Annotated in this window: 19 protein-coding genes; 13 read left to right on the forward strand and 6 right to left on the reverse strand. The window is 39.2% G+C overall.

Annotation, left to right across the window (positions count from 1 at the left end):
- The first annotated feature begins 34 nt into the window (after positions 1 to 34).
- From ATS72_RS00410 to ATS72_RS00440, 7 genes are read left to right on the forward strand one after another with little or no spacing between them, the layout of a single operon-like run.
- Positions 35 to 1,189 carry a protein-glutamate methylesterase/protein-glutamine glutaminase gene (locus ATS72_RS00410; protein WP_058428553.1) on the forward strand — a complete coding sequence of 385 codons (1,155 nt, stop codon included), beginning with the start codon at positions 35 to 37 and terminating at the stop codon, positions 1,187 to 1,189.
- Entirely contained in the window at positions 1,182 to 1,946 is a 765-nt protein-coding gene (locus ATS72_RS00415) for a flagellar motor protein (RefSeq protein WP_006792759.1), read from the forward strand. The genes ATS72_RS00410 and ATS72_RS00415 overlap by 8 nt, the downstream gene beginning before the upstream one ends.
- Before the next feature lie 2 nt (positions 1,947 to 1,948).
- Positions 1,949 to 2,908: a flagellar motor protein MotB gene (locus ATS72_RS00420; protein ID WP_058428554.1), complete on the forward strand. Its 960-nt coding sequence runs from the start codon at positions 1,949 to 1,951 to the stop codon at positions 2,906 to 2,908.
- A gap of 12 nt (positions 2,909 to 2,920) precedes the next feature.
- Positions 2,921 to 3,691 (forward strand): ParA family protein, encoded by a 771-nt coding sequence (locus tag ATS72_RS00425; RefSeq protein ID WP_008132586.1) that lies wholly within the window; start codon positions 2,921 to 2,923, stop codon positions 3,689 to 3,691.
- Positions 3,692 to 3,694: 3 nt separating this feature from the next.
- Positions 3,695 to 4,495, forward strand: a complete 801-nt coding sequence (locus ATS72_RS00430; RefSeq protein ID WP_058428555.1) for a chemotaxis protein CheW — start codon at positions 3,695 to 3,697, stop codon at positions 4,493 to 4,495.
- A gap of 24 nt (positions 4,496 to 4,519) precedes the next feature.
- Positions 4,520 to 5,017 carry a chemotaxis protein CheW gene (locus ATS72_RS00435; RefSeq protein WP_006792763.1) on the forward strand — a complete coding sequence of 166 codons (498 nt, stop codon included), beginning with the start codon at positions 4,520 to 4,522 and terminating at the stop codon, positions 5,015 to 5,017.
- A gap of 17 nt (positions 5,018 to 5,034) precedes the next feature.
- Positions 5,035 to 5,436: a DUF2802 domain-containing protein gene (locus ATS72_RS00440; protein WP_058428556.1), complete on the forward strand. Its 402-nt coding sequence runs from the start codon at positions 5,035 to 5,037 to the stop codon at positions 5,434 to 5,436.
- Between the two features lie 35 nt (positions 5,437 to 5,471).
- Here ATS72_RS00440 and ATS72_RS00445 read toward each other — a convergent pair whose 3' ends face one another.
- Positions 5,472 to 6,125 (reverse strand): OmpW/AlkL family protein, encoded by a 654-nt coding sequence (locus ATS72_RS00445; protein ID WP_006792765.1) that lies wholly within the window; start codon positions 6,123 to 6,125, stop codon positions 5,472 to 5,474.
- Positions 6,126 to 6,387: 262 nt separating this feature from the next.
- Here ATS72_RS00445 and dapE point away from each other — a divergent pair, with 262 nt between their 5' ends.
- Positions 6,388 to 7,572 carry a succinyl-diaminopimelate desuccinylase gene (dapE, locus tag ATS72_RS00450; RefSeq protein WP_058428557.1) on the forward strand — a complete coding sequence of 395 codons (1,185 nt, stop codon included), beginning with the start codon at positions 6,388 to 6,390 and terminating at the stop codon, positions 7,570 to 7,572.
- A gap of 51 nt (positions 7,573 to 7,623) precedes the next feature.
- Here the strand turns inward: dapE and ATS72_RS00455 are convergent, their stop codons facing one another.
- On the reverse strand, positions 7,624 to 9,330 hold the full coding sequence (locus ATS72_RS00455) for a lysophospholipid acyltransferase family protein (protein WP_058428558.1): 1,707 nt from the start codon (positions 9,328 to 9,330) through the stop codon (positions 7,624 to 7,626).
- Positions 9,331 to 9,485: 155 nt separating this feature from the next.
- Here ATS72_RS00455 and ATS72_RS00460 point away from each other — a divergent pair, with 155 nt between their 5' ends.
- Entirely contained in the window at positions 9,486 to 10,406 is a 921-nt protein-coding gene (locus ATS72_RS00460; RefSeq protein ID WP_058428559.1) for a 2-hydroxyacid dehydrogenase, read from the forward strand.
- Positions 10,407 to 10,609: 203 nt separating this feature from the next.
- Here ATS72_RS00460 and smrA read toward each other — a convergent pair whose 3' ends face one another.
- The 3 genes from smrA to ATS72_RS00475 form a co-directional block, all read right to left on the reverse strand.
- A complete protein-coding gene (gene smrA, locus ATS72_RS00465) occupies positions 10,610 to 11,188 on the reverse strand; it encodes a DNA endonuclease SmrA (RefSeq protein ID WP_058428560.1) in 579 nt (192 codons plus the stop codon).
- Positions 11,189 to 11,316: 128 nt separating this feature from the next.
- On the reverse strand, positions 11,317 to 11,562 hold the full coding sequence (locus ATS72_RS00470) for a hypothetical protein (RefSeq protein ID WP_006792771.1): 246 nt from the start codon (positions 11,560 to 11,562) through the stop codon (positions 11,317 to 11,319).
- 107 nt (positions 11,563 to 11,669) lie between these two features.
- Positions 11,670 to 12,113: a hypothetical protein gene (locus ATS72_RS00475; protein WP_006792772.1), complete on the reverse strand. Its 444-nt coding sequence runs from the start codon at positions 12,111 to 12,113 to the stop codon at positions 11,670 to 11,672.
- 113 nt (positions 12,114 to 12,226) lie between these two features.
- On the opposite strand from ATS72_RS00475, the gene ATS72_RS00480 reads away from it, so the two are divergent.
- Positions 12,227 to 12,610 (forward strand): response regulator, encoded by a 384-nt coding sequence (locus ATS72_RS00480; protein ID WP_006792773.1) that lies wholly within the window; start codon positions 12,227 to 12,229, stop codon positions 12,608 to 12,610.
- Positions 12,611 to 12,675: 65 nt separating this feature from the next.
- On the opposite strand, the gene rpsT is transcribed toward ATS72_RS00480, so the two are convergent.
- A complete protein-coding gene (rpsT, locus tag ATS72_RS00485; RefSeq protein ID WP_006792774.1) occupies positions 12,676 to 12,936 on the reverse strand; it encodes a 30S ribosomal protein S20 in 261 nt (86 codons plus the stop codon).
- Positions 12,937 to 13,230: 294 nt separating this feature from the next.
- Here rpsT and murJ point away from each other — a divergent pair, with 294 nt between their 5' ends.
- The 3 genes from murJ to ileS all read left to right on the forward strand — a co-directional run bounded on the left by murJ (position 13,231) and on the right by ileS (position 18,637).
- Complete coding sequence (gene murJ / locus ATS72_RS00490) at positions 13,231 to 14,769, forward strand: murein biosynthesis integral membrane protein MurJ (protein ID WP_058429154.1); 1,539 nt, start codon at positions 13,231 to 13,233, stop codon at positions 14,767 to 14,769.
- Positions 14,770 to 14,852: 83 nt separating this feature from the next.
- Positions 14,853 to 15,803 (forward strand): bifunctional riboflavin kinase/FAD synthetase, encoded by a 951-nt coding sequence (ribF, locus tag ATS72_RS00495; protein WP_058428561.1) that lies wholly within the window; start codon positions 14,853 to 14,855, stop codon positions 15,801 to 15,803.
- Between the two features lie 5 nt (positions 15,804 to 15,808).
- The gene (gene ileS / locus ATS72_RS00500; protein WP_058428562.1) at positions 15,809 to 18,637 is read left to right on the forward strand and encodes an isoleucine--tRNA ligase; all 2,829 of its coding nucleotides are present in this window, start codon (positions 15,809 to 15,811) and stop codon (positions 18,635 to 18,637) included.
- Positions 18,638 to 18,639: the final 2 nt, after the last annotated feature.

Raw genomic sequence — 18,639 nt, forward strand, 5'->3', positions numbered from 1 at the left:
GTGTGCCTACGTATAAACTTAATAAGAGAGCTAAATGGCCGTAAAAGTTTTAGTTGTTGATGATTCAAGCTTTTTTCGTCGTAGAGTAAGCGAAATCCTTGAACAAGACAGCGATATACAAGTTATAGGTTTTGCCATTAATGGCAGAGAGGCTGTAGAAAAAACGGCTCAGCTTCGTCCTGATATGATCACGATGGATGTAGAAATGCCTGTGCTTGATGGTATCAGTGCTGTTAAAGAGATAATGGCAAGTAACCCCACGCCAATATTAATGTTTTCCTCTTTAACCCGTGCTGGCGCAACAGCAACACTTGATGCGCTTGATGCTGGAGCGATGGATTTTTTACCTAAAAAGTTTGAAGATATTGCACGTAATAATGAAGATGCGATAAAGCTCCTTCAAGCTAAAGTCAAAGAAATTGGTAATAAGCGTATTCCTAGAGCCTTTAAGCCAATAACACACCAGAAACCAGCGGCACGCTCTGTGCCTGATAAAATCGGTAATACTGCGTCTTCAATCAGGCAACCAGATAGAAGTTTTCAGCGTTCAACAACCGCATCGACATTAACAAAAACACAAAACAACGTACCAACTCGTGCAAGTGGCAAGCAATACAAGCTTGTGGCTATCGGTACATCTACTGGTGGTCCTGTTGCTTTACAAAATGTGCTTACGCAATTACCCGCTAATTTTCCGCATCCTATTTTACTTATCCAGCATATGCCTGCTGCTTTTACACCGGCATTTGCAGCTCGTTTAAATGGATTGTGCAAAATAAAAGTAAAAGAAGCACAGCAAGGTGATCGTCTTGACCCTGGAACTGCCTATTTGGCTCCTGGCGGGCAACAAATGATGGTTGAAGGTCGAGGTGGTTCTAAAACATTGCGCGTTTTTGAAGACAATAGCGAGCGAATCACTTATAAGCCCAGTGTTGACGTTACATTTGCAAGTATTGCAAAAGCTTATCAGGGAGATGTTTTAGCTATTATTTTAACCGGCATGGGGGCTGATGGTAGAGATGGCGCAAGAATGTTAAAACAAACTGGCGCCACTATTTGGGCACAAGATGAAAAAAGCTGTGTTGTTTATGGTATGCCACAAGCTGTTGCTAATGCGGGGCTTTCAAGTGAGAGTTTAGCGCTTGACGATATTGCAACGCGGATAAAAAGCGAAACCGGTTGTGGATAAGCTTTCTGTACTTGGTTTAATTGTTGCACTAAGTGCTATAGCAATTGGCTATCATCTAGAAGGTGGTGTTATTGCCGCCCTTTTTAATGGCCCTGCGCTCATTATAGTACTAGGTGGGACAGTAGGCGCTGTAATGCTGCAAACGTCTACTAGTACCTTTAAAAAAATGCTTAGAATGAGTCACTGGGTATTTGTGACTCCCAGTTACAATATTGATGATGCAATTGAGCAAGTTAAACGTTGGTCTCATAAAGCGAGACAAGAAGGATATTTGGCATTAGAGGATGAGGCCCTAACTCACTCAGATGTATATGCAGCAAAAGGGCTGAGTTTACTTGTTGATGGCGGTTCAGAGCAGAGGCTACGTGATACGCTTGAAATAGATTTAATGTTGGAGCGTGAGCGTTTGCTTGAAGCTGCACGTGTATACGAAGCAATGGGCGGTTATAGCCCTACCATCGGTATTTTAGGAGCTGTTCTTGGACTTATTCAGGCTATGTCTTTCATTACCGATCCACAATTGCTTGGCGCTGGAGTTGCAACAGCCTTTATTGCAACGATTTATGGTGTGGGGTTAGCTAATTTATTATTTTTGCCAATGGCACATAAGCTCAAGCAACGTGTAGAAGAAAAGATGCTTTACCACGAAATGCTTGCAGAAGGGATAATTGCAATCAGCGATGGCCAAAGCCCAATGAACATTGAGCTAAAGTTAGAAGCTTATCGTGTTGAACGGCCAAGCCTAGTGGACGCATAAAAATGATGCGTCGACGATTTGGTCGCTCGGCCCATAAAAACCAGCATACAGAGCGCTGGTTAGTATCTTATGCGGATTATATGACCATTATGTTTGCCTTCTTTGTTGTAATGTATGCGATTGCGATTAACAAAGAAGAAAACTTCCAAATTTTATCCGATTCCCTAGAGCAAGTATTCGACAAGTCGGCTCGTGTTTATTCTCAGAAAGGTACGGGGGTAGATGGTACTGGAATACTTACTGATAGGGTTACTCCTGAAGATGAATTGCTGTATGGCGAAAGTATCAACAAGGAAGAGCAAGGCCCAGAGTTGTTAGACGGCCAAAGTGAGACAAGTAATATACAGCAAAAATATTTAGGAAAACCACTTGATAGCTTATTAACTAAACTTCAGTCAGCGCTTATTGATGAAATACGTGATGGTGAAGCCAATCTAGAATTGCATCAAGATTGGCTCATAATAGAACTGAGTTCAGGTATGTTATTTTCAAGTGGTAGCGCAGTTGCTCATTCTAGAGCAAAACAAGTTGTTAAAATTGTAAAAGATATTATCGCGCCAGTGGATAACTATATACGTGTGCGTGGATATACAGATGATGAAACAATTAAAAATGAAATATTTCGCTCTAACTGGGAGCTTTCTGTCGCTCGCGCAACTTCAATACTTGTTGAGCTTGAAGCACTTGGCATAAATTCGGCCCGAATGGCTATTGAAGGGTATGGACAGTATTCACCCTTTGCACCTAACGACACAGATGAGGGCCGAGCTGAAAATAGAAAAGTAGTAATAGCGTTATCTAAATATGGGTTGCCAGAAGAGAAAAATAATTCAGCAGAAGAGCCAATAGTTGAGGCAGTAGCGCCTGAGCCAGAAGTAGAATTACCGTCAGACGATGACACAATAAAAATTATTCGTTTACCACATGGTGGAATTCGTATTACAACTCGCAATGAACAGTAACTAGGATATGATGTGAAGATTTGGACTGTAGCCAACCAAAAAGGTGGCGTTGGTAAAACAACGACTGCGGTCAGTCTTGCTGGTACTTTAGCACTGCAGGGTAAACGTGTATTACTAATAGATACCGATCCTCATGCGTCTTTAACGTATTACTTTGGTATTGATTCTGAAGATTTAGAAGTCAGCGTTTACGATATTTTTGCTCGTGGAACTAGTATGCAAAGTGAGGAAATACTTCAAGCATTGTGCCCATCCACTCTCGAAAATTTAGATATATTACCTGCTACTATGGCTATTGCTACATTAGATAGAAGCATGGGCAATAAAACAGGCATGGGGTTAATTTTAAAAAAGACGCTTGCCAAAATAAGCGAACATTACGATTATGCTATTTTAGATTGCCCCCCTGTTTTAGGGGTTTTAATGGTTAATGCATTGGCTGCGAGTGAGCGCATTTTAGTCCCTGTTCAAACTGAGTTTTTAGCGCTTAAAGGCTTAGATAGAATGATGCGTACAATGGAATTAATGCAGAGCTCACAGGCGAAAAGTTACGAATATACTATAATACCTACAATGTACGATAAAAGAACGAAGGCATCACTCGAAGCCTACAAAACGTTACAAAAAACTTACGGTAACAAAGTTTGGCCAGGTGTTATTCCCGTAGACACAAAACTAAGAGATGCAAGCTTAGCACAAAAAGTACCCATAGAGTTTTGCCCTCGCTCTCGCGGTGTATTTGCTTATAAAGCATTATTAGATTATTTAATTGAACAAGGTTAATGAATGAGTAAGCAATTATTTGCTAATGAAAAAGTAATGACTCAGTACTTAGGTGCCTTACTTTGCGAAGAAGAGCTTGCCAGTGACTTAGAGCCCGTAGCAAAACTTTTAGAAAATATACCGGGTGACTTGCCAAGCGAAGAAGCCACTCATGAAAGTCAGAAGTCAGTTACTAAAGTTAAAGTAGTGGCTGAGCATGAATCATCTTCGTTAGATGATACGCATGAAGTTAAAGAAGCAGAAGCTACAACACCGAAAGTTAACGTCATTGAAACGCCAAAAGAGACAACGAGTACAGACCTTAAAATAGCAAAACAGAAACAATTAAATCTTTCAAATAACAGTGAGTCAGATTACTTTGACGGCGAATTTCAGGCATTGTTCTTTGAAGTTGCAGGACTTACGCTAGCAGTCCCGCTTAAAGCTCTTGGCGGTATACATCAATTAGGTGAAGTGAATCACCTGTTTGGTAAACCAAAGTGGTTTAAAGGCGTTATGCTTAATCGTGATGAAAAGCTCAATGTTGTAGATACAGCACGCTGGGTTATGCCAGAGAAGTACGATGAAAAACTTGAGGCATCACTTGATTATCAGTATTTAATAACTTTAGGAGATAGCCAATGGGGATTATTAGCTGAGAAGCTTATAAATAACATTACATTGACAAAAGAAGATGTAAAATGGCGTACAGATCAAAGTAAGCGCCCATGGCTTGCCGGGGTTATTAAAGAAAAAATGTGTGCTTTAATAGATGTAGACAATTTAAATACGTTATTAGAAGAGGGCTTAGATAGCCGTCAGTAGTAATGACCATTATGGGGTAACAGCATGAACCAAGAGAAATTACTGTCAGAAAATAAAAATGCAGATAATAATGATGAAATATTACAGTGGGTTACTTTTAAACTAGAAGAGGAAACCTACGGTGTTAATGTAATGCAAGTTCAAGAAATACTGCGTTACACCGAGATTGCACCAGTCCCTGGTGCGCCTTCTTATGTAATAGGCATTATTAACTTACGTGGTAATGTAGTAACCGTTATTGATACACGTGCTCGATTCGGTTTGTCAGCAGCTGATGCAACTGATAACTCACGTATATTAATTATTGAAGCTGAAGAACAAGTTATAGGCATTTTAGCTGATAGCGTTTCTGAAGTTGTATACCTGCGTAGCTCTGAGATTGACAGTGCGCCAAATGTGGGTACTGAAGAAAGCGCTAAGTTTATCCAAGGTGTCTGTAATCGAGATAATGAGCTTCTTATTTTAGTTGATTTAAATAAGCTACTTAGTGATGACGAATGGGATGAGTTAAGCGATTTATAAGCTTTACCAGATAAACTATGCTGTTACTTAGTATTGCTATAAGCGCGTTAGCGGTAGGTCTTATATCGTTAACGCTTATTATTGCATTTAAAAATAAACACACCAGCGATGTTGCTGATGTACATCAAAAACTTAAAGAATGTGCAGAACAAGTTCATATTTTAAGAAGCGAAGCCGCTGAATTAAGAACCGGTTTACTCAGTATCGGCAAGCGAGTTCTAGAGGTTGAGCAACAAAACCAAGATTTACTGCAGCAGCAATCGGCTCAAAAATACGATGATCCTGATGCTAAGATTTATTCCCGTGCTGTGAAAATGGTTGAGTTAGGTGCAGATTTAGACGAAGTTATTCGCGAGTGTGAGTTACCAAGGGCTGAGGCCGAGTTATTGTTTTCGTTGCACAAAAAAAAAGGCGCTTAGCGCCTTTTTTACACACATAACATCGTACTTAGACTTTAAAAACTATACTTCACACCAAACATTGCCACTACAGGGTCAAGCTCAACTGTTGATGTTAATGCTTTTGCATTGTTAGCGTACACAGTTGCATCTGTATCAATATCCATAATAGAAACCATTGCGTGTAGTCCCCAGTGATCATCCATTTTATAATTAGCCCCTACTTGTACTAAAAACCCTACAGAGTCATCAAGCTCAACTTTAACATCGTCTGTACCAAGGGTTGCTTTAAGAGCTTGCGAAGGCTGTTCATCAAAAAAGGTTGTATAATTAACACCAACACCTATGAATGGTCTGAGCTGGTAGCTTGTATCTAAAAAGTGATACTGTGCCACTAACGAGGGTGGCAAGTGTTTAATGTTAGCAATTTTATTACCAGCCAAGCCGCCTGTTCCATTTACATCATGAGAGAATGGCGTAGCAGCAATCAATTCTAATACCCAGTTGTCATTAAATGCATAGTCTACCGTAATACCTAGCTGAGTATTAGAATCACCTTTTAGACCTAATGAGGGGGCTTCGTTAATTGCAGAGCCACTGTTATCTGGGTTTACGTTAATAGCGCCCAGATTTACGCTGAAGTTAGCGTGTGCAGCTGGAGAGAGTGCTAATAAAGAGGTTAATAATGCAATGCTAATTTTGGTTTTCATGTTGTTCTCCAAGAACTACTTTTTGATTGACGCCATTATTACGCTTAACAAATATGAAAAACCTGTTCTAGATCAAAGTTTCAAAAATGATTGAACATTGAAAAGTATTTTATTGATTTAGATTAATTTTGACGCTGTTTCGTAACAGCAATGATTGACAATCTATATAAGTAATAATCATCAGAATGTATAAAAGCTGACATCTCTTAGTCATACTCTCACTATTTAATAATGCCTTACTTAGTAATAAAGGTGTTAAAAAATGTCTTTAGTTGTTTCACAACAAGCAGCCACTTCTCAAAGGTTAAACGCCGAATTAATAAATAAATTACAAACGCTTATCCAATTTAAATCAGTAACGCCGAATCAAGCCGGCGCAATAGATTGGCTGGTTGAGCAGTTATGTGAGCAAGGTTTTTGCTGTGAAAAGTTTACGAGTAATGGTGTCACTAACTTAATTGCGCATATTAAATTCAATGAGGGACCGTGTGTCGCTTTTTCAGGGCACATTGATGTGGTTCCTGCAGATAATGGTGACTGGCTAACCCCTCCGTTTGATGGAAGAATAATTGATGGGGTAATTTACGGAAGAGGTGCCGCTGATATGAAAGGGGGTGTGGCAGCTATGCTAACTGCCACAAAAAAATTAATAAATAACACATCATCAAAAGTGGGGACTTTTTATTGGCTCATTACCTCTGATGAAGAAGGCGAGGCTGAGTTTGGCTCTGCGCAAATAGCTAATAAGCTTTCTTCAAATGGGATCGTTTTAGACGGATGTATTGTCGGCGAGCCAACTAGTTCGACACATGTTGGCGATACAATTAAAAACGGTCGCCGTGGTGCGCTTTCAGCACGTATTCTGGTAAAGGGCAGGGCAGGTCATGTAGCTTATCCTCAAAATACCATTAACGCCGCACATATTAGTGCCAAAATAGTCAATAAACTGAGTGAACAAGCGTGGCACTTAGATGACGCAGGCTCAAAAACAACACTGCAAGTAACAGGCATAAATATTGACAATGTGGTCGATAATTTGGTCCCTAGTCACTGCGAAATAACATTTAATATTCGCTATAGCCATCGGTACAGCAGTGAAAAAATTAAATCAATATTGAACAATTCGTTGGATGCATTTTCACGTTACATAACGATTAATTGGGAGCGTCCATGTGAACCATACTATACCCAACCTAAGAGCAAGTGGAGTTTAATTACTTGTGTTGAACAAGCCATACATAGTCAAACTGGAAACTACCCAGTTCTAAGTACCAGTGGTGGCACATCTGACGGTCGTTTTTTTGCTAACAGCCATACTCAAGTAATTGAATGTGGGCTAAGAAACCATACAATTCATCAGGTTAATGAGCACGTCTCTATTGATGACTTAATAAAAGTTGAAGCAATTTATTATGACTTACTTTCACGTATTTATATAGAACGGTAATGTTAGTTTTCAAATAAAACCCAGATAGTGGCGAGGGTAACCTCGCTTCAATTAGCTTAAGTATCGCTTTGCTTTGTTATCTTTAACATTTTGCAAGTCCACCAATACTAAACCATCAATGCAATTGTTAAAGTCGGGATCTACGCTAAAACTTAAAAATTTTACTCCACCAGGCTTACATAGCTCTGTATATTGTTTAAATAAAGTGGGAACTTGCGCACCCATATTAGCAAGCACATGCTTTAGTTCTACAAAGTCTTCTTTAACGTCGTTTTTGCAAAAAATCATGTCACACTGCGCAAGTTCATGTTCGCTTAGTTTGAATTCATTGTTTGGAGTCGCAAGTACTTCATTGGTTTTATAATAATGCTGATAGTAATACACTAGCATGGCCTTTGCCGGGTCAGGTAACGTATTAGACACGCTAACAGCGCCAAATAAATAACGATATAGTGGGTAGTTTTTAACAAAAGCCCCAATGCCGTACCACAGGTAATCTAGGCTTTTACGCCCCCAATATTTTGGCTGAACAAAGCTACGACCAAGTTCAATTCCTTGCTCTAGGTAGGGGCCCATTTCAGTGCTATAAGTAAATAAACTGTCGGTATACAGCCCTTTACGGCCATGTTTATCAATTATTTCTTTAGCGCAAGCTAGCCTATATGCGCCTACCAGCTCTAATTGTGTTGGGTCCCAAAGAACTAAGTGTTGATAGTCCATATCGTACTTATCAATATCACGGCGTTTTCCACTGCCTTCACCTACAGCTCTAAAAGCTATTTCTCTCAACCTACCTAGCTCTCTAAAAATAGGTGAGCTACCCGTATATTGATATAAATGAATATGCATACCATCTTGTGTTTCTCCCAGAAGCTGACACGCATCTATTGCTTTTTTAAGCTCTTTTCTACACTCAGGAACAGCAATAGGAGTTTGTGTTTTAAGTGGTAAGGTTTTTTTAGTTGTTAGGCGATACAGTTGCTTTCGTATTAAATTAACAATCTCTTTATCTTTTAAATTTTCTATGAGGTATGACGCTGGAGGAATAGACGCACCAATTTCAAACTCTAACGATTTCTGGCGTTGTTTAAACATTTCTTTTACTAGTAATAAGCTTGCTAAGGGTTTGTAAATTATTGAAGTTCCATAAAATAATGGGCTGTTTTTAGCTTTTATATAAATAGGTAATATAGGGCAATTGGCTTTTTTTGCCATGCGCAAAAAACCGCTGTTCCATTTACAATCTTTGATACCTGTAGGGCTCAGCCGTGATACTTCACCAGCGGGAAATATTAATAATATCCCCTCATTTTTCAAATGCAGGTGAATATTATAAAGCTCTTGTTTTTTACTTGTGCCAGATAAGTTATTTACAGGTAAAAGTAAGTCGTGCATTGGAGTCACCGACATGAGCATACGGTTTGCAACAACCTTTAAATCTTTTCTTACGCTTGAGAGTACTTTAATTAATGCAAGCGCATCTAAAGAGCCTATAGGGTGGTTAGCAACAATAATTAATTTACCTTCGCTAGGAATATGCTCTATTTGCTTTGGCTTATAACGTGTATCAAAATTGAGCTCATCGAGAACTTGTTCAACAAATTCTAGCCCTTGTAAATGAGGGTAGGTGTCGGCAAAGGCCACAAACTCTTGTTCATGTAGTAAATAGCCTAATCCCTTTTTTACTAGGCTTTTTACTTTTGGTGAGCTTTCTAATTGTGGTAAGTTTGCTGCAATTACTTTATCAACACTGATCATACAAACCTCTTTTTAATTTAGCATGATTGCCATGTCTGTAGAGTAAAAAAAGGGTGTGACAATTATTTTGCAGTTGTGTGACCTTTTAAAGTGTGAAGGGGGGAAGTGTTGATTAGTCAGCGTGGATTTTATAAAAATTTATTATGGAAGTAACTATGTCGGTATTAGTAGCAATTACAGGGCGAGATAACACAAAGTTAATAGCGCAATTACAAGCCCGATTACCCTCTACAAAAATACAGCAGTGGCCAGATTGCAATAACCTAGAAACTATTGATTTTGTATTAGCATGGAAGGCACCGCACGATATGTGGGCAAAGTTGCCAAATCTTAAAGCGGTATCGTCATTTGGTGCGGGTGTAGACAGTATTGATTTAAATCTGCTTGGTGATGACGTAGATGTAGTGCGTATAGTTGATGAAAAATTGGCACAAGACATGGCTGAATATGTACTTACCCATGTTTTAGCGCAAAAATTACGATTAAAAGAATACTTTATTAAGCAAACGCAGCACCAATGGAAGCCCAAAAGGGCTTATCAACAAAACAATGTAGGTATTTTGGGATTTGGGGAGCTAGGCAAAGCATGTGCGAAACGACTTATTGCCAATAACTTTACTGTAAATGCTTGGGCTCATACACATAAAACCAGTAATACAGTTAATTTATTTTATGGCGAACAAGGGCTTCAAAATATGCTTAGCAACATTGATTATCTAGTCTGTTTGTTGCCATTAACCAAAAAAACGAAAGGTATTATCAATAAAATTACAATTAGTATGCTTCCTAATCATGCTGTTATTATTAATGTTGCACGAGGAGAGCATGTTATAGAGACTGATTTACTTAACGCTTTAGAGGATAATTCGCTTCGGGCTGCAGTCATTGACGTGTTTGAACACGAACCTCTTAGTGAAGAGCACCCTTATTGGCAGCATGATAAAATAACCCTTACACCGCATTGTGCTGCATTATCAGATATAAACAGTGTTTCAGCACAAATAGCAGAAAATGTTGAACGCTTACAGCAAGGTATTACTTTAAATAATCGAATAGATAGAACGAAAGGATATTGATAAATTTAAAGAAACAGCTTGTTAACATATGTAATTTTTATTAATGTTGTATATGTTCTCAACAATAAAAATATAAAGAGGGTGAAATGAAAACAAATCAGGGTGGTGCTAGATTAAGCTTAATTATAATTTCTATAATAATATTAGGCGTATCTGCTTGGTTTAATCAGCCAACTATTTTATAGAATGGCACCACAGCAAGTTTAGCGCTTGCTGTGGATTTCTCTATTTTCGTGTTTTTTATCGGCACTTTTTTTAAGTAAAACATAAGTCGCACCACTCCCTCCATGATGCCTCTGTGCAGTATGATATGCCAAAACCGCCGGTAATTCAGGTAGCCATTTATTTACAAAACTTTTTAGTATTCCTGGTTTAGTTTTATTTTTAATTCCTACGCCATGCCTAATAAGCACCACGCGTACATTTTGCTGCTGACAGTCATTAATAAAATTAAAGAGCGTATTGCGTGCGTTTTTAAGTAGCTGGCCATGAAGGTCTAAGGTCGCATCAACTTGATACTTTGCTAAACGTAAGTTTTTAAATACAGGGCCTTGTACTCCGTCTTTTTTAAAACTTAATATAGCAAATGGCTCAACAAGCTCTACAGACTCTGTACTTAAGTAGTTTTCATCTGTTGATAGAGTATTTTCAGCCGCTTGTCGCTTTTGTTGTTGCGCAAGTGAAGAATGAGGGCTGCTTGATAACGGTTTAATAGTATCACTGCTAATAGGGGTCACATCTTCCATAGAAGATAAAAACAAATCAAAATCAGATAAGGACATACCGAAATCTCAAAATAATGTAGTACGAGGTCAATATTATCTTAGTTCACCTAATTACCCAACCATTTTGATTTATACAATAAAAAAGCCCAGCAATGCTGGGCTATAAAATATTCTAGGGGAAATTGTTAGCTCTGAGTTACATTAAGTTGCCCAAATGTATAAACCTTAAACAGATAAAATGTATTGATCAATACTAAACTCATATTTGAAATAACACTCGACGACATAAGATCTAAGCTAAATGATAAAAATAACAGGCCACATGCACTTATGGCGGCTACGCGCAGTAATGTTATGTGGTTAATAAAGAATGCACCTAAACCTAGTGCAAGTAGTATCGTGTTTAAAAGCCAATCTAGCTCATTTAGCATGGTCGTTTCAATAGTTCAGTTGTTGAAAAAAGGAGCGCCATTATGGTGATCTTTTGCGCACCTTTCAACCAAGTAATTTTACATTTTTCAGATTAGTTTTATTAATGCTAAAAGTAACTTTTAATCGCTGAAATGAGACCGTCGTCAGCAATAACTTGATACTTTTGGCAGCTCTGAGGATTCTGTAAATCACTACATAAATAGAGAGATTTACGCTTATCGTCAAACTTAGGGTGTAAATGTGAGTCAACAAGCGTAGCACCGTATCCAAATACACCAGGCCAATAAATACTTTTGCTAACCATCCCTAATTTTTTATAGGTGAGTAAAGTTGGTTTTGGAAAAGCTATAATGATAACTGCAATAATAGCGAGCGTTATTAACAGCCCTTTTTTAGGTTTAGGGTTTTGGCTATTTAACTCTGTATCAATAGTGTGTTGTTTAGTTTGTGCCTGCCTTTGAGAAGTTGCCCGAGTTTTATTTTTTTGTGTTGTATTTTTTCTTGCCGGTGTTTTACCTAGCAAGGATTGTTTTTTTGGTGTTTTTGACATAAAGCAGATCTGGCCTTTTTTACATAGGTCTTTATAATTCAAATAGTAAATTTATATACTAAGCTAATTATTATAATAACGTAAAGTTAGCTTATAGCCTATGAGGAATGAAGATGGACACGCAGCTATCAATTTTAATAGTGGATGACGTTAGCACGGTGCGTAGTTTTTTGAGCCAAACGCTCATGCATCTAGGGATAGACAATGTAAAGGAAGCATCTACTGCCTCACAGTGTATTAGTGAATGCCAAGCAGCAAAATACAGTATGATTTTTTTGGATATTGAGTTACCGGATGGAGACGGAAAAGAATTAATTGCACAAATCAACGAGATGAGTCCAGAAACGAATGTAATTATGGTGTCTGCGCATTCAGCTGTTGAAAATGTAAAAGATGCCATAGATAAAGGCGCTAAAGGGTTTATCGTAAAACCGTTTACACCTAAAAAAATAGCAGCCATGCTTAAAAAGTTTTATCCAGATTTAGAAATTATGTAGTCCAAAAACTTTTAAGTAAAAAAAAACCGGCAAAAGCCGGTTTTTTATATTCTAACAAAAACAAATTATAGCGCTTTGATCTTAGCTGCTAAACGGCTCTTATGACGAGCTGCTTTGTTTTTGTGGATTAGACCCTTAGTTGCGTAACGGTCTAGGATAGGTGTAGCAACAGAAAAAGCTTGCTGTGCAGCTTCTTTATCGCCAGCTTCAATAGCAACAACTACTTTTTTGAAGTAAGTGCGCATCATTGAGCGACGGCTTGCGTTGTGCTGACGGTTCTTTTCGCTAGTGATAGCGCGTTTTTTTGCAGACTTGATGTTAGCCAAGGTTTGCTCCTAACAATCTTAAAATAAAGCTTAAATTAAAGGCCGTGGAATATGCCTGTTTCTATCATGAATGTCAATTAAATTTAACTATTCAAGAAAAACTGCTCCTTATAACGAACATTAATTTGCCGCTTTAGCAGTTAATGACGCTATTGTAACAAAGCACAGACCCCCAGCCTAGTGCTTTAAAGCGATTTATAAAAAAGACTGTGGCATAATCGCGTATCTTAGGGATTTTTAAGTAGGTTTAAGGTGTCAAAAGGTTTATTTCGCTCCGGTATGATTGTTAGTTGTATGACTATGATCTCGCGTATTTTAGGGCTCGTAAGAGATGCAGTTGTTGCCAATTTACTTGGCGCAAGTGCTGCGGCTGATGTATTTTTATTTGCTAACCGAATTCCTAACTTTTTACGTCGCTTATTTGCAGAAGGCGCTTTCGCACAGGCATTCGTACCCGTTTTAAGTGAAATAAAAGAGCAACAAGGTGATGATAAAGTTAGGCTCTTTGTTGCCCAAGCTGCAGGTACGCTGGGCACTATTTTATTGTTAGTGACTATTTTTGGTGTAGTGGCTTCGCCGGTTATCGCCGCTTTATTTGGTACCGGCTGGTTTATTGATTGGTGGCAAGGCGGCCCCAATGCAGAAAAGTTTGAGCTGGCCAGTTCGTTATTAAAATTTACCTTCCCGTATTTGTTGTTTGTAAGTTTAGTCGCGCTGAGCGGTGCGGTAATGAATGTTTACAACCGTTTTGCCGTTGCGGCATTTACCCCTGTGTTACTAAATATATCAATTATTACCTGTGCAATTTTTTTACATGATAAGTTTAGTGTTGGTGCATATGCCCTCGCTATAGGTGTATTTGTCGGTGGCATTGTTCAGTTGTTATTTCAATTACCTTTTTTATTACGCGCTAAAATGTTGGCTCGCCCGCGCTGGGCTTGGCATGACGAAAACGTAAAAAAAGTGCGTAAGCTTATGCTGCCCGCATTGTTTGGCGTATCGATAAGCCAAATTAATTTATTACTAGATACTATGATTGCCTCGTTACTGATGACAGGTTCTATAGCATGGCTTTATTACTCAGACAGGCTAATAGAGTTTCCGCTTGGTTTATTTGGGATTGGTATAGCCACTGTCATTTTACCAGCGCTTTCTAAATTGCACAGCAGTAAAAAATTGAGCGATTTTCAGCATACGTTAGATTGGGGAGTTCGCTTTGTAATATTTTTAGGTATACCAGCAATGGTTGGCTTAATGATAATAAGCCCACTTATAATTACGGTCCTATTCGATCATGGTGCCTTTAAAGAGGACAGTGTTGATCATGTAAAAGCGGTAAGTTTAGGTGTTGTAGCTTACTCTGTTGGGTTAGTTAGTTTTATGTTGATTAAAGTGCTCGCGCCTGGGTTTTATTCACGTCAAGATACTAAAACGCCCGTACGCATTGGTATTATAACCCTTGTGCTAAATATGGTATTTAATATTATGTTAGCCCCTTTTATAGGTTACTTAGGGTTAGCACTCGCTACATCAATGTCAGCCAGTTGTAATGCATTTTTACTTTATAGGCAGCTAAAAAAAGAAAATGTTTATCAGTTTTCTTCTATGAGTTTGCGTTTCACTATAAAGTGCATCGTTGCAAGTTTAGTCATGGGCTGTGTTACATGGTATGTAAGTAGTTACTATTTCTGGGCCTCGTGGGCTTTCGCACAACAAGTTATATTATTAATTGCCCTTGTTGTATTAGCAGGAGTTAGCTATTTTTCAATGCTCTTTTTAATGGGTGTAAGACTAAATACGATAAAAAGTGTAGCAATTACTGAATCAAACTAAAAAAAAGATTATAATCGGCAGCCTTGTGGCTTTTCCTTGATATAAGTCGTGATAATACTTGCTGAAAAAAGGCTTTAGGTGGCATGGAGTTAATTAGAGGTATACACAATATTCGCCCACACCATTTTGGGTGTGTGTTAACTATTGGTAATTTTGACGGCGTTCACTTAGGTCATGCGCAAGTATTAAAAGGCTTGTTAGCTGACGCAAAAGCACACAATTTACCCAGTACGGTGTTGTTGTTTGAGCCTCAACCTCAAGAGTTTTTTGCAAAAAATAATGCCCCAGCAAGGTTAACTCGCTTACGCGACAAGTTACGTTTATTAAGTGATTTAGGCATTGAACGTGTAATTTGTATTAGCTTTAACCAGCGGTTTGCAAATATGCATGCAGAACAGTTTGTAAACGAGATACTAATAAAAAAACTCGGTGTTAAAGCGTTAACGGTGGGTGACGACTTTAGATTTGGCCAACAACGTAAAGGTAATTTTAATTTACTTGTAAATATGGGCAAACAAGCAGGCATGGATGTACAAAGCACTGCGAGTTTTCATCAGTTAAATGCTAGAGTAAGTAGCACGTTAATACGTGAGGCATTGGCATGTGGCAACTTAGCCGATGCAAAAGTGATGCTTGGTCATAATTATGCGATTTCTGGGCGTGTTATACACGGTTGGAAACGAGGCCGTGAACTTGGCTTTAGAACTGCAAATATAGCGCTAAAGCGCCAAGTTTGCCCCGTGAATGGGGTATTTGCTGTGCAAGCGACTATTGCAGGGAAACAGATTTTTGGGGTTGCTAATATAGGCAATAAACCCACATTTAATGGGACACGTGCACTTCTGGAAGTTCATCTTTTTGACTTTGCACAAGACATTTACGGACAATTTATGCACGTTGAGTTGATACAAAAACTCCGCGATGAAAAAAAATTCGAGACATTAACACAATTAACGGCGCAAATAGCAACAGACGTTGCCGCCGCTAAACAGTGTTTTGGTTTAAATCAGGTAGCCGATAGAGACGGAATGTAGGATAAATGAGCGACTATAAACATACTTTGAACTTACCGGAAACACCGTTTCCAATGCGTGGCAATTTGGCACAACGTGAACCAAAAATGCTAAAAGCATGGTATGAAGACGACCTATACGGTCAAATCCGCAGCGCTAAAAAGGGCAAAAAAACCTTTATTTTGCATGACGGTCCTCCATATGCGAATGGCGACATTCACTTAGGTCACTCAGTAAATAAAATTTTAAAAGACATTATTGTAAAGTCTAAAACGTTATCAGATTTCGACTCACCATATATTCCAGGTTGGGACTGTCACGGTTTACCAATCGAGCTAATGGTTGAGAAAAAAGTAGGTAAGCCTGGCGTTAAAGTAACTGCGAGCGAGTTTCGCGAAAAATGCCGCGCTTATGCTAAAAAGCAAGTTGAAGGTCAAAAAGTAGACTTTAAACGTTTAGGTGTGTTTGCCGATTGGGACAAGCCATACCTAACAATGAATTTTGATTTTGAAGCGAATGCAATTCGTGTACTTGGTCGTATTATTAAAAATGGTCACCTACACAAAGGTGCAAAGCCTGTGCACTGGTGTACTGATTGTGGCTCTGCATTAGCTGAAGCTGAAGTTGAGTATCAAGATAAACAGTCGCCAGCCATTGATGTGCGTTTTATTTTTGATGATCAAGACGCCGTAGTTAATGCATTTGATATGGCACAAGGGCATAAAGGTAAAGGTAGTGTAGGTACTGTAATATGGACTACAACACCATGGACGCTTCCAGCAAACCGTGCAGTAGCCGTGCATGCTGAGTTAGAATATGCATTAGTACAAGTTGAAGATGAAGGCGCTGAGCAGCGTTTAATTTTAGGTTCAGAGCTTGTAAAAGATGCTATGGATCGTTTTGGTTTTAATCATTACCATGTTTTAGGTTACGTCAAAGGTGCTGCACTTGAAAACTTGCAAGTAGCGCATCCTTTTTATGACTTTAATGTACCGGTAATTGTTGCAGAGCATGTAACTACGGACTCAGGTACTGGCGTGGTGCATACAGCACCGGGTCATGGTCAAGAAGATTTCGTGGCAGGCTTAAACTATAACCTTGAAGTTGCTAACCCAGTTGGCGCTAACGGTGTGTACTTGCCTGATACAGAATTATTTGCAGGCCAGCACGTATTTAAAGCAAACGCGAGCGTAATTGAAGTATTAAAAGAGCGTGGCGCTTTAGTGCATCACCATGCGCTTACTCATAGTTACCCACATTGCTGGCGTCATAAAACCCCTATTATTTTCCGTGCTACGCCACAATGGTTTGTTAGCATGGATCAGGCTAACTTACGTAAAGATTCACTTGCTGAAATTAAAAATACGCAGTGGTTACCAGAGTGGGGTGAAAGCCGTATTGCAAACATGGTCGAAGGTCGCCCAGATTGGTGTATTTCTCGCCAACGTACTTGGGGTGTACCCATTGCTTTATTTGTTGACAAAGACACCGGTGCATTACACCCAAATACCCAAGCGCTTATTGAGCAAGCTGCCGCATTAGTAGAAAAATCAGGTATTCAAGCATGGTATGACTTAGAGCCTGAAACCCTACTCGGCGAAGAAGACGCTAAACAATACATGAAAGTGCAAGATACACTCGATGTATGGTTTGACTCAGGCGTGTCGCATGCGTGTGTTGTTGATGCTCGTGAAGAATTAGTAGGTCCAGCAGATTTATATCTGGAAGGGTCGGATCAACACCGTGGTTGGTTTATGTCGTCGATGATGACATCGGTTGCGATTAATGGTCATGCCCCTTATAAACAAGTGCTTACGCATGGCTTTACCGTTGATGAAAACGGCAGAAAAATGTCTAAGTCATTGGGTAACGTTATTTCTCCGCAAAACGTTATGAATAAGTTGGGTGCTGACATTTTACGTTTATGGGTCGCGTCTACCGACTACACGGCTGAAATGACTGTATCGGATGAAATATTTAAACGCTCTGCAGATCGCTACCGCCGTATTCGTAATACGAGCCGTTACTTATTAGCTAACTTAAATGGTTTTGATCCTAAAACAGATCAGGTTGCTGTTGACGATATGGTTGAGCTTGATAAGTGGATTGTTGGCCGTGCTGCACAGCTTCAGGACGAAATTTTAGCCGCTTACGATAGCTACCAAATGCTATTAGTTACGCAAAAGCTAATGAACTTCTGTACGGGTGAGCTTGGTTCGTTCTACTTAGATGTAATTAAAGACCGTCAGTACACAGCTAAGAGCGACAGCCATGCACGACGTTCTTGTCAAACTGCGCTTTACCACATTGCTGAAGCAATGACGCGTTGGATGGCACCAATTATGAGCTTTACAGCACAAGAAATTTGGGAAGCTTTACCTGGAGAACGTAGCGATTACGTATTTACATCAGTATGGTATGAAGGTTTACAAGCACCAACAAATACCCAGTTTAGTAATGATGACTGGCAAGCAATTTTAAACGTACGTGACGAAGTGAACCGTTTATTAGAAGCGGCACGTAAAGAAGAAGTTATTGGTGCGGCTCTTCAAGCTACAGTTAATTTATTTGCGGGCGAAGAGCTGGCAAACAAATTAACAGCATTGGGTGATGAGTTGCGTTTTGTACTGCTAACGTCAGCTGTTAATGTAGCGCATGTTGATAGCCAGCCTGCAGATACGCAAGAAACAGAAATTGAAGGTTTGTACATTAGTGTTGCAGCAACAGATGCCGCCAAATGTGAACGTTGTTGGCATTACAGCGACGATGTAGGCATTGAGCCTGCTCACCCAGAAATTTGCGGTCGTTGTGTTAGTAATGTTGATGGCGAAGGCGAAAAGCGTCAATTCGCTTAGGG

Origin of the sequence: Pseudoalteromonas sp. 13-15, from assembly GCF_001468205.2 — a bacterium.
In the GTDB taxonomy this organism is placed as follows: Bacteria; Pseudomonadota; Gammaproteobacteria; order Enterobacterales; family Alteromonadaceae; genus Pseudoalteromonas; species Pseudoalteromonas marina.

What these genes read in the sequence shown, in the direction of transcription:
- ATS72_RS00455 (WP_058428558.1), bottom strand. Translation starts at nt 9,330, where the DNA reads ATGATCAGTGTTGATAAAGTAATTGCAGCAAACTTACCACAATTAGAA.
- ATS72_RS00435 (WP_006792763.1), top strand. Translation starts at nt 4,520, where the DNA reads ATGAACCAAGAGAAATTACTGTCAGAAAATAAAAATGCAGATAATAAT.
- ATS72_RS00445 (WP_006792765.1), bottom strand. Translation starts at nt 6,125, where the DNA reads ATGAAAACCAAAATTAGCATTGCATTATTAACCTCTTTATTAGCACTC.
- ATS72_RS00470 (WP_006792771.1), bottom strand. Translation starts at nt 11,562, where the DNA reads ATGCTAAATGAGCTAGATTGGCTTTTAAACACGATACTACTTGCACTA.
- ATS72_RS00430 (WP_058428555.1), top strand. Translation starts at nt 3,695, where the DNA reads ATGAGTAAGCAATTATTTGCTAATGAAAAAGTAATGACTCAGTACTTA.
- dapE (WP_058428557.1), top strand. Translation starts at nt 6,388, where the DNA reads ATGTCTTTAGTTGTTTCACAACAAGCAGCCACTTCTCAAAGGTTAAAC.
- ATS72_RS00475 (WP_006792772.1), bottom strand. Translation starts at nt 12,113, where the DNA reads ATGTCAAAAACACCAAAAAAACAATCCTTGCTAGGTAAAACACCGGCA.
- ileS (WP_058428562.1), top strand. Translation starts at nt 15,809, where the DNA reads ATGAGCGACTATAAACATACTTTGAACTTACCGGAAACACCGTTTCCA.
- ATS72_RS00410 (WP_058428553.1), top strand. Translation starts at nt 35, where the DNA reads ATGGCCGTAAAAGTTTTAGTTGTTGATGATTCAAGCTTTTTTCGTCGT.
- murJ (WP_058429154.1), top strand. Translation starts at nt 13,231, where the DNA reads ATGACTATGATCTCGCGTATTTTAGGGCTCGTAAGAGATGCAGTTGTT.
- ribF (WP_058428561.1), top strand. Translation starts at nt 14,853, where the DNA reads ATGGAGTTAATTAGAGGTATACACAATATTCGCCCACACCATTTTGGG.
- ATS72_RS00420 (WP_058428554.1), top strand. Translation starts at nt 1,949, where the DNA reads ATGATGCGTCGACGATTTGGTCGCTCGGCCCATAAAAACCAGCATACA.
- ATS72_RS00480 (WP_006792773.1), top strand. Translation starts at nt 12,227, where the DNA reads ATGGACACGCAGCTATCAATTTTAATAGTGGATGACGTTAGCACGGTG.
- smrA (WP_058428560.1), bottom strand. Translation starts at nt 11,188, where the DNA reads ATGTCCTTATCTGATTTTGATTTGTTTTTATCTTCTATGGAAGATGTG.
- ATS72_RS00460 (WP_058428559.1), top strand. Translation starts at nt 9,486, where the DNA reads ATGTCGGTATTAGTAGCAATTACAGGGCGAGATAACACAAAGTTAATA.
- ATS72_RS00440 (WP_058428556.1), top strand. Translation starts at nt 5,035, where the DNA reads ATGCTGTTACTTAGTATTGCTATAAGCGCGTTAGCGGTAGGTCTTATA.